The sequence below is a fragment of the Acetatifactor sp. genome (assembly GCF_982438285.1).
Map to the genome: position 1 here is coordinate 1 of NZ_CEWDFQ010000106.1, position 8,761 is coordinate 8,761.

Here is an 8,761-nt window from a genome sequence, read left to right on the forward strand (position 1 = left end):
AGGGAGCAGATCGCAGATATTGTGCTTACAGACGGCGTTGTTACAGACATTTCCCTGAAAACAGAAAAGATAAACGGCAGGATACTGCGTGCGGATGGGGATGGAATCGAGGTGGAGGGCTGTGGCTGGCTTCCTCTTTCGGAGGATTACAAGGGATACCGTATTTACAACACGCTGGAAATGTGCACTGCCTCTGACTTGAGCTTTGGATACAGCTTCACGGACCTTGTGCTTGACAATGGACAGGTGTGCGGCCTTCTGATGGTGAAGGAGGAGGCTATGGAGTACATAAGAGTGCTGATTAAGACGGGAGATTACGGCGGCCTTCTTCACCAAAGCCTGGTGATTACGTCGGATACAGATTTCACCGTGCAGTATGGAAGCTATGGGGAGCTTAAGGAGGAGACCTTTGGGGCGGGGGAGGAAGTGAGCATTGACCTGGAGAGCCCTTATTTTTCGGGGGACAGGGTGACCGTTACGCCAAATGTGCTGACGGGGAAGGTGATATTGAAAAATGTAAACCGCAGTCAGGGCATTCCCAGCTACAGGGGGCACATGGAGCTTTTGAAAACCCAGGATGGAATTGCTCTGATTAATGAGGTTCTCTTGGAGGAATATCTCTATAGTGTGGTGCCCAGCGAAATGCCGGCCTCCTACCCGGAGGAGGCCCTGAAGGCCCAGGCGGTCTGCGCCAGAACCTACGCCTATGATCATATGCTGCGGGCGGCTTATCCCGGGTATGGAGCTCATGTGGATGACAGCACCTCCTATCAGGTATACAATAATATTTTAGAGCAGGAAAGCACCACCACAGCGGTGAAGGAAACTTACGGACAGCTTTTGTATGCCGGTGAGGGAGTGCTGGCGGGAGCCTATTATTATTCTACCTCCTGCGGAGTGGGCAGCGATGCTTCCGTATGGAAAACCGAGGAGGCAAAGACCCTGGATTATCTTCGGGCAAAGGCGTTAAATCCAGGGGCTATGGAAAAACAGGGCGGAGAAGGCACAGAGAACGAATTGTCTGATATCGGGGAGAGGCTTAAGGATGAGGATGCCTTTGCCGCCTTTATCTGCTCCAAAAACGCTTCTGATTTTGAGGTGTCGGAGGGGTGGTACCGCTGGACCTATCAGGTACCCAAAATAGATACCGACTATATGCTGGAAGCGCTCAAAAAGCGCTATGCTGCAAATGAAAAGCTTGTACTCACCCTTGTGGACGGAGAATTTGTCAGCGCACCCATTTCAGAGCTCTCCCAGCTGACGGGGCTGTCCATTGTAAAGCGGGGCAGCGGCGGCGTTGCGGATGAGCTTATGATCGAGACAAAGGAGCACACCTATAAAGTGATCTCAGAGCATAATATCCGCTATGTGCTCAACAACGGGGAAAGCAAAATCCTGCGCCAGGACGGAAGCTGGGTGGATTCCCCCTTCCCTGCTTCCCAGCGCGTTTTTCATTTTGTCCCCTAGTATGGAAAAAGAAATTGTGGTAGGATATACGCTGACAGGCGGGGGCTTTGGACACGGAGTGGGAATGAGTCAGAATGGAGCCCGGAATATGGCCAAAAGCGGCTATGTCTGTGAGGAGATTCTAAGCTTTTTTTATGAAAACTGCTTTATAGAAAATGTTTATCAGGAAGGGCAGACAGAGGAAGGACAGAGCATTGCATAAGCTATTTATAATTCTGCGGGATTTTTCCGCGCAGATGAAAAAACAGAATATCAGCGCATTTGCGGCAAGCACGGCATTTTTTCTGGTGCTGTCCATTGTTCCCATGCTGATTTTGATTTGTACCATAATTCCCTATACCCCGCTGACGGAGGAAAACCTGGTCAGAGCGGTCACTGAAATCACGCCGGACAGACTGGATTCTTTGGTGGAAAGCCTGATCGCCGAGGTTTATGAAAAATCGGCGGGAATTTTGTCCGTTGCAGCCATAACAACCTTATGGTCTGCGGGAAAGGGAGTTCTGGCCCTGATGCGGGGGCTGAACGCCATAGGCGGCGTGGAGGAGGACAGAAACTATTTTGTGGTGCGTCTGGTGGCGTCGCTGTATACGGTGGTGATGCTGGTGGTGCTGATTTTGTCTCTGTTTATTATGGTATTCGGCAATCAGCTGGTGGAGCTTTTGCTGCACAGAGTGCCTCAGCTGCAGGTTCTGGTATCTTTTTTGATGAATTTCCGCTTCCTTCTGGTGTGGGCCATTTTGATGCTGCTTTTCAGCGCTGTGTATGCGTACGTGCCAAACGAAAAGCTGGCCTTTGGGGAACAGGTGCCGGGCGCTGCCTTTGCGGCGGTGGTATGGAGTGTTTTTTCATGGGGCTTTTCCCTGTATGTGGAAAGGACGGAATCCTACAGTATTTACGGCAGCCTTTCCCTGATTGTCATTGTCATGGTGTGGATGTATTTCTGTATGTATATCATTATGATCGGAGCCTACCTGAACCGGTATTTCAGACCTGTAAACAGAGTCCTTGCAAACCGGCACAGGCAGGATGATACCAGCTTAGAGGATTAGACGGAAGGCTTCCTCGTCGGAAAACTCAGGCGCACAGAAGCAAGCGTAAAGCACAGCGCCTTCCAGGGGCTTTTGCGGCCGGCCCGTTTCATCTATTACAGAAAAGGCAGCAGGCGGAATGGACAGTTCAAAGTCAGCTGCCTTTCCTTTTTCCAGAAAAATCCGCCGAAAGGCCGCCAGTCTGGAGTTTGCCACCTCCCAGGGAGTGCCTTCCACATGCAGGTACAGCTGCAGCACATCGTCTACGTCAAAATCCCCGGTATTTTCACAGGACACGCGGCAGAGGAGTCCCTTTTGGGCAAAATCCCGGTAATCGGGGGAAGCCTGTGGAGCATCCTTTAGCGACACGCCTTCTGCATCCTCCAAAAGAGAGCAGGATACCTGTGTGATCCGCACCTGGCCATAGGTAAGACCGTAGCCAAAGGGCCTCCAGGGTTTTTTCGTGAGATACCTATGGGTTCTGCCCTTCATGCTGTAATCAGTCATTTCCGGGAGAGGGCTTTGATTGTCATAAAAGGTAATGGGCAGCTTTCCGCCGGGGGAGGCCAGACCAAACAAAATGTCGGCAACCGCCCTGCCCCCTTCTCCGCCGGGATACCATACCTGCAGTATGGCGTCAGCGTCAGCCTCGTAAGCGGATAAGTCCATGGGACTGCCGGAGGCATTTAATAAAATTAAGGGCTTTTTGACAGCGATGATGGATTCCACCAGCTGTCTCTGCACCTTGGGAAGCAGAAGGTCAGGCCTGTCTCCTGCGGCAAATTCGTTTCCGGTATCTCCCTGTTCGCCCTCCAAGGTAGCGTCCAGCCCCAGGCAGAGGATCACCAGATCAGCGTTTTCGGCAGCAATTACGCTTTCAGCAGCGCCATAATTTTCGTGGGGCCTGCCCACCCGGGGCGGATGATATAAATTACATCCCTGGCTGTAATGGACGGCAATGCCATAGTCGTCGCACAGCCCTCTGATGCCCTCCAGCAAAGTGATTGTTCTGGGTGGTGTGCCGTGATAGTTGCCCACAAGGGCTGTGGCGCTGTCGGCGTTTGGCCCGATTACGGCGATGGTTTTGTATTTTTCTCTGGAAAGCGGCAGAATGTTGTCATTTTTTAAAAGGACACAGCTTTTCACAGCGGCCTCGTAAGCCAGATTCAGGTGCTCCTTACATCCCACCACCTGGTAGGGAATCTGATCCAGGCTGGAGCGGTCGAACATACCCAGAAGAAATCTGGTGGTGAACAGGCGCACGGCGCTGCGGCGGATGTCCTTTTCTGTGATCTTACCTTTTTTGAAGGCGGCCATAAGGTGCTCATAGGTGCACCCGCAGTTTAGATCGCAGCCCGTCTTTAGGGCCAGAGCCGCAGAGTCCTCAGGGGAATTGGTAACCTGGTGGTTTTCATGGAAATCCCGGATGGCCCAGCAGTCCGAAACATAATGTCCCTCAAAGTTCCATTCCTCCCGCAGCACCTGGTTCATCAAATAATTGCTTGCACAGCATGGCTCGCCATTGGTGCGGTTATAGGCTCCCATAACGGCTTCCACGCCTGCTTCCTTCACACAGGCTTCAAAGGCAGGCAGATAGGTTTCTCGCAGGTCTTTTTCGGATACCCTTGCGTCAAATTCGTGGCGGAGGGCCTCAGGACCGGAATGGGCTGCAAAATGCTTGGCGCAGGCTGCAGTGGTAAGAAAACCGTCTATTTTTGTCTGAAGCCCTCTGATGATGGCACAGCCCAGCTTCGCGGTCAGAAGAGGCTCCTCACCAAAGGTTTCCTGTCCCCGCCCCCATCTGGGGTCCCGGAAAATATTGATGTTGGGCGCCCACATGGTAAGTCCCTTATACCGTGAGCGGTCACCGTGAGCGGAATAAGCGTTATATTTTGCCCTTGCCTCCAGAGAAACAGCCCGGCCAATCCGCTCAAGAAGGTCCGGGTCAAAGGTTGCGCCAAGGCCGATGGCCTGGGGAAAGCAGGTGGCGGTGCCGGCCCTGGCTACGCCGTGCAGCGCCTCATTCCACCAGTTGTAGGCCGGTATGTTCAGCCTGGGGATAGCGGGAGCGTCATATTTAAGCTGGGATGCGGCCTCCTCAACCGTCATCTGCTTTACAAGGGCTTGTGCCTTTTGCTTTGCTTCACTTCTGGTCATGTCAGTAACCCTCCTTTAAGTCTTTTCCTAAGAACAGTTTAGTAGGAAAAACCTCAGAAAACCAGTCATAAATCTTGTTTTTTCAGACAAAAATTGCTATATTGGAAGAAGTATATGGAGGTGCTTTGTGGAGCGCACAGAATCTTGTCAGGAAACCAGCTTTTACGAGACCAGAAAAGAAATTTATGACTGCCATGTGTGGCATCATCCCAACTTTCCGCTTCATATGCACAAGCATCTGGAATTTGCCTATAATGCGGGAGGGCAGATGCAGATGACTGTGGGCGGAAGGGAATACTGTATGGAGGCGGGAGACTGTATGCTGATTTTTCCCTATCAGCTTCATTCCTTTTCCTCTGAAGGGGAGATCGACCTATCTCTGATTATCGCCGATATGGATTATGTGGGTGAATTTAAGGAGGAGCTTTCCCGTTATGAGCTGGAAACGCCCTGCTTTCCTAAAAGCAGCCTGTCCCAGTACGGCCAGCGTATTCTGGAGCTGGTCAGGATGAGCGCCTATGACAGCCAGGTGCCCTATCAGCTTGATAAGGGACTTCTGCTTGTGCTTTTGACGGATATTTTTCATCATATCCCCATGTTGCCCCGGAATGCGCCTGCAGATTTGAGCGTTTCCCAAAAGCTCTTACAGTATGTGAATGAGCATATCGTGGAGGAGCTGACAGCGGCCAAGGCAGCCAAGGCCATGGGCATCAGCCCCTATTACCTGTCCAGAATTTTTTCCGAGGAGCTAAAGACCTCTTTTCCCGCCTATGTGTCCGGCCAGCGGCTGAATCTTGCCTGCAATATGCTGCGCAATACCCAGATGAGCGTGACGGAGATCACATACGAGGCGGGATTCCCCAATATGCGAACCTTCCACAGGTGCTTCCGCAGACAGTTTGGCTGTACGCCTACGGAGTGGAGAAGCAGCAGCCATAGCTGAGCTGTTATGCGGGGAAAATTTTAGGTTGACATTTTCTGCAAAAATCACTACAATGATAGTCAATAAGTCAAAGGCATTGAAGGCATAAAGTAGTGTTTCAGCTTCTGCCAGAGAGAGGAGGCCACCGGCTGCAAGTCTCCTTAAGTTCAGCTGAATCTGCGAATTTCCTGCCGGAGCCGCCGAGAGGAACAAGCCCAGCAGGCTTCAGTAATTTCGGACGTATGCTGCACGTTACGCAGATAGAGAGTCCGTTTGACTGCATTTTACAGTAAAATGGAAACATGGGTGGTACCGCGGTGAAAGATCGTCCCTTGCTGCTTTTCGCAGCAAGGGACTTTTTTGCGCGAATCAAAAAAAGAAAGGAATAAGTCATGAAAGCCAAATTAGACCAGATCAGAGAACAGGCGATGGCACAGATCAAAAGCTGTGACACAATGGAAAAGCTTAACGAGATCAGAGTGGGCATCCTTGGAAAGAAGGGAGAGCTCACCAGCGTGCTGAAATCCATGAAGGAGATATCTCCTGAGGACAGGCCCAAGGTAGGCCAGTGGGTCAATGAGACCAGAGAGGAAATCGAGAAGGCGATTGAAGCTTCCAGAACAAAAATGGAAAAAGCGCTTCGGGAGGCAAAGCTGAAGGCTGAGGTCATTGACGTGACGCTTCCGGCCAAAAAGGCTGAGCTTGGACACAGACATCCCAATACCATCGCCTTAGAAGAGGTGGAACGCATCTTCGTGGGTATGGGCTACGAGGTGGTGGAGGGTCCGGAGGTTGAGAAGGATTATTACAACTTTGAGGCTTTGAATATTCCGGCGGACCATCCTGCAAAGGACGAGCAGGATACCTTTTATATTACGGGAGATATTCTTCTTCGCACCCAGACCTCTCCGGTTCAGGTGCGGGAGATGGAGACCGGGAAAATGCCTATCCGCATGATTGCCCCGGGAAGAGTATTCAGGGCCGATGAAGTGGACGCTACCCATTCTCCCTCCTTCCATCAGATCGAGGGGCTGGTGATTGATAAGAATATCACCTTTGCCGATTTGAAGGGAACCCTGGCTGCATTCGCAAGAGAGCTGTTCGGGGAAGAGACGAAGGTAAAATTCAGGCCCCATCATTTTCCCTTTACGGAGCCCAGTGCAGAGATGGATGTAACCTGCTTTAAGTGTCAGGGAAAGGGCTGCCGTTTCTGCAAGGGCAGCGGCTGGATTGAGATTTTGGGCTGCGGCATGGTGCATCCCCATGTGCTTGAGATGAGCGGCATTGATCCGGAACAGTACTCCGGATTTGCCTTCGGTGTGGGCTTGGAGCGCATTGCGCTTTTGAAATATGAAATCGACGATATGCGTCTGCTATATGAAAATGACATCCGTTTCCTGAAGCAGTTTTAGGAGAGGAATAAAAAATAGAAACATTGCTATAATGAGAAAGGAATAAGGACATGAATACAGCGTTATCATGGATTAAGGCATATGTGCCGGAATTATGCTGCACAGATCAGGAATATTGCGACGCCATGACCCTTACCGGCACCAAGGTAGAGGGCTTTGAGAGAGCGGATAAAAATCTGGAGAAAATTGTGGTGGGACAGATACTGTCCATAGAGAAGCATCCCGACGCGGACAAGCTGATCGTGTGTCAGGTGGATATCGGAACGGAAACCATTCAGATCGTGACGGGAGCGTCCAATGTAAAGGAGGGCGACAAGGTTCCTGTAGTGCTCGCAGGAGGAAAGGTGGCAGGCGGTCATGACGGTGGGCCTCTGCCAGAGAATGGAATTTCCATAAAGGCCGGCAAGCTCAGAGGTGTGCCCTCCAATGGTATGATGTGCTCTATCGAGGAGCTTGGCTCCAGCAGAGATATGTATCCGGAGGCTCCGGAGAACGGCATCTATATTTTTGAACCGGAGGTTCAGGCGGGAGCGGATGCGGTGGAGCTTCTGGGACTGAGGGATACGGTGTTTGAATATGAGATCACAAGCAACCGTGTGGACTGCTACAGTGTACTGGGAATTGCCAGGGAAGCGGCAGCTACCTTTAAAAAGCCATTTGTTCCTCCGGTTGTGTCTTCCACAGGGAACGATGAGGATGTGAAGGATTATATCAGTGTGGAGGTAAAGGACCCGGATCTTTGTACCAGATACTGCGCAAGGGTGTGCAAAAACATTAAAATCGGCCCTTCGCCCAAGTGGATGCAGAGGCGGCTTGCGGCCAGCGGCATCCGTCCGATCAACAATCTGGTGGATATCACCAACTATGTAATGGAGGAATATGGGCAGCCCATGCACGCCTATGATCTGAATACCATCGCCGGGCATAAAATCATTGTCAGACGTGCGAAGGACGGGGATGAATTCCAGACCCTGGACGGCCAGATGCGAAAGGTGGACGGCCAGGTGCTGATGATCTGCGATGCGGAGAAGGAAATCGGCATTGCAGGCATTATGGGCGGCGAAAACTCCAAGATCACGGAGGATGTGCAGACCGTACTGTTTGAGGCGGCTACCTTCAATGGACCTAATATTCGGAAATCTGCCAAGAGAGTGGGACTGCGTACGGATGCGTCTGGAAAATTTGAAAAGGGACTGGACCCCAGGAACGCGGAAGCAGCCATTAACCGGGCCTGTCAGCTGATCGAAGAGCTGGGCTGCGGTGAGGTGGTAGGCGGCATGGTGGATGTGAAGGAGCCTTTGGCGCCTCTTCGCCGGATTCCCTTCTGCCCGGAAAAGATCAACCGTCTTTTGGGAACGGATGTGTCCGTGGAGGAAATGCTTGAAATCTTCGCCAGAGAGGAGCTTGTGTATGACGAGGATGCGGGGGAACTGGTGATTCCTTCCTTCCGTCAGGACCTTGCAGGAACGGCGGATATTGCGGAGGAAGTGGCAAGGTTTTACGGTTATGATAAAATTCCTACCACTCTGCCAAGCGGAGAGGCCACCACAGGCAAGCTGTCCTATAAGCTCCGGATCGAGCAGAAGGCGAGAGATATTGCGGAGTATTGTGGATTTTCTCAGGGAATGTGTTATTCCTTTGAAAGTCCCAAGGTGTTTGACAAGCTTTTGATTGGGAAGGAAGACCCGGCCCGCAGGGCTATCACGATAGCAAATCCCCTGGGAGAGGATTTCTCCATTATGAGAACCATATCCTTAAACGGAATGCTAAACAGT

7 protein-coding genes and 1 other annotated feature are annotated in these 8,761 nt (G+C 51.5%); of the genes, 6 read left to right on the forward strand and 1 reads right to left on the reverse strand.

All coding sequences use genetic code 11. The features are described from left to right. The 3 genes from AC1WIP_RS06990 to AC1WIP_RS07000 all read left to right on the forward strand — a co-directional run. On the forward strand, positions 1 to 1,467 hold a 1,467-nt coding region (locus tag AC1WIP_RS06990), incomplete at its 5' end, for a SpoIID/LytB domain-containing protein (protein ID WP_481141176.1). 16 nt (positions 1,468 to 1,483) lie between these two features. Continuing rightward, a complete protein-coding gene (locus tag AC1WIP_RS06995; protein ID WP_481141177.1) occupies positions 1,484 to 1,669 on the forward strand; it encodes a hypothetical protein in 186 nt (61 codons plus the stop codon). Positions 1,670 to 1,703: 34 nt separating this feature from the next. Further along, positions 1,704 to 2,516 (forward strand): YihY/virulence factor BrkB family protein, encoded by an 813-nt coding sequence (locus AC1WIP_RS07000; RefSeq protein ID WP_481141178.1) that lies wholly within the window; start codon positions 1,704 to 1,706, stop codon positions 2,514 to 2,516. On the opposite strand, the gene AC1WIP_RS07005 is transcribed toward AC1WIP_RS07000, so the two are convergent. Further along, positions 2,505 to 4,652, reverse strand: a complete 2,148-nt coding sequence (locus AC1WIP_RS07005; RefSeq protein ID WP_481141179.1) for a glycoside hydrolase family 3 C-terminal domain-containing protein — start codon at positions 4,650 to 4,652, stop codon at positions 2,505 to 2,507. The two genes, AC1WIP_RS07000 and AC1WIP_RS07005, sit on opposite strands and share 12 nt — an antisense overlap. 127 nt (positions 4,653 to 4,779) lie before the next feature. Here AC1WIP_RS07005 and AC1WIP_RS07010 point away from each other — a divergent pair, with 127 nt between their 5' ends. From AC1WIP_RS07010 to pheT, 3 genes are all read left to right on the forward strand, one after another. After that, positions 4,780 to 5,595, forward strand: a complete 816-nt coding sequence (locus AC1WIP_RS07010; RefSeq protein ID WP_481141180.1) for an AraC family transcriptional regulator — start codon at positions 4,780 to 4,782, stop codon at positions 5,593 to 5,595. Between the two features lie 67 nt (positions 5,596 to 5,662). Then, positions 5,663 to 5,910 (forward strand) — a binding site (T-box leader). Positions 5,911 to 5,966: 56 nt separating this feature from the next. After that, positions 5,967 to 6,986: a phenylalanine--tRNA ligase subunit alpha gene (gene pheS, locus AC1WIP_RS07015; RefSeq protein ID WP_481141181.1), complete on the forward strand. Its 1,020-nt coding sequence runs from the start codon at positions 5,967 to 5,969 to the stop codon at positions 6,984 to 6,986. Between the two features lie 50 nt (positions 6,987 to 7,036). Further along, a partial coding sequence (pheT, locus tag AC1WIP_RS07020) for a phenylalanine--tRNA ligase subunit beta (protein ID WP_481141182.1) occupies positions 7,037 to 8,761 on the forward strand: 1,725 nt, incomplete at its 3' end.

What these genes read in the sequence shown, in the direction of transcription:
- pheS (WP_481141181.1), top strand. Translation starts at nt 5,967, where the DNA reads ATGAAAGCCAAATTAGACCAGATCAGAGAACAGGCGATGGCACAGATC.
- AC1WIP_RS07005 (WP_481141179.1), bottom strand. Translation starts at nt 4,652, where the DNA reads ATGACCAGAAGTGAAGCAAAGCAAAAGGCACAAGCCCTTGTAAAGCAG.
- AC1WIP_RS07000 (WP_481141178.1), top strand. Translation starts at nt 1,704, where the DNA reads ATGAAAAAACAGAATATCAGCGCATTTGCGGCAAGCACGGCATTTTTT.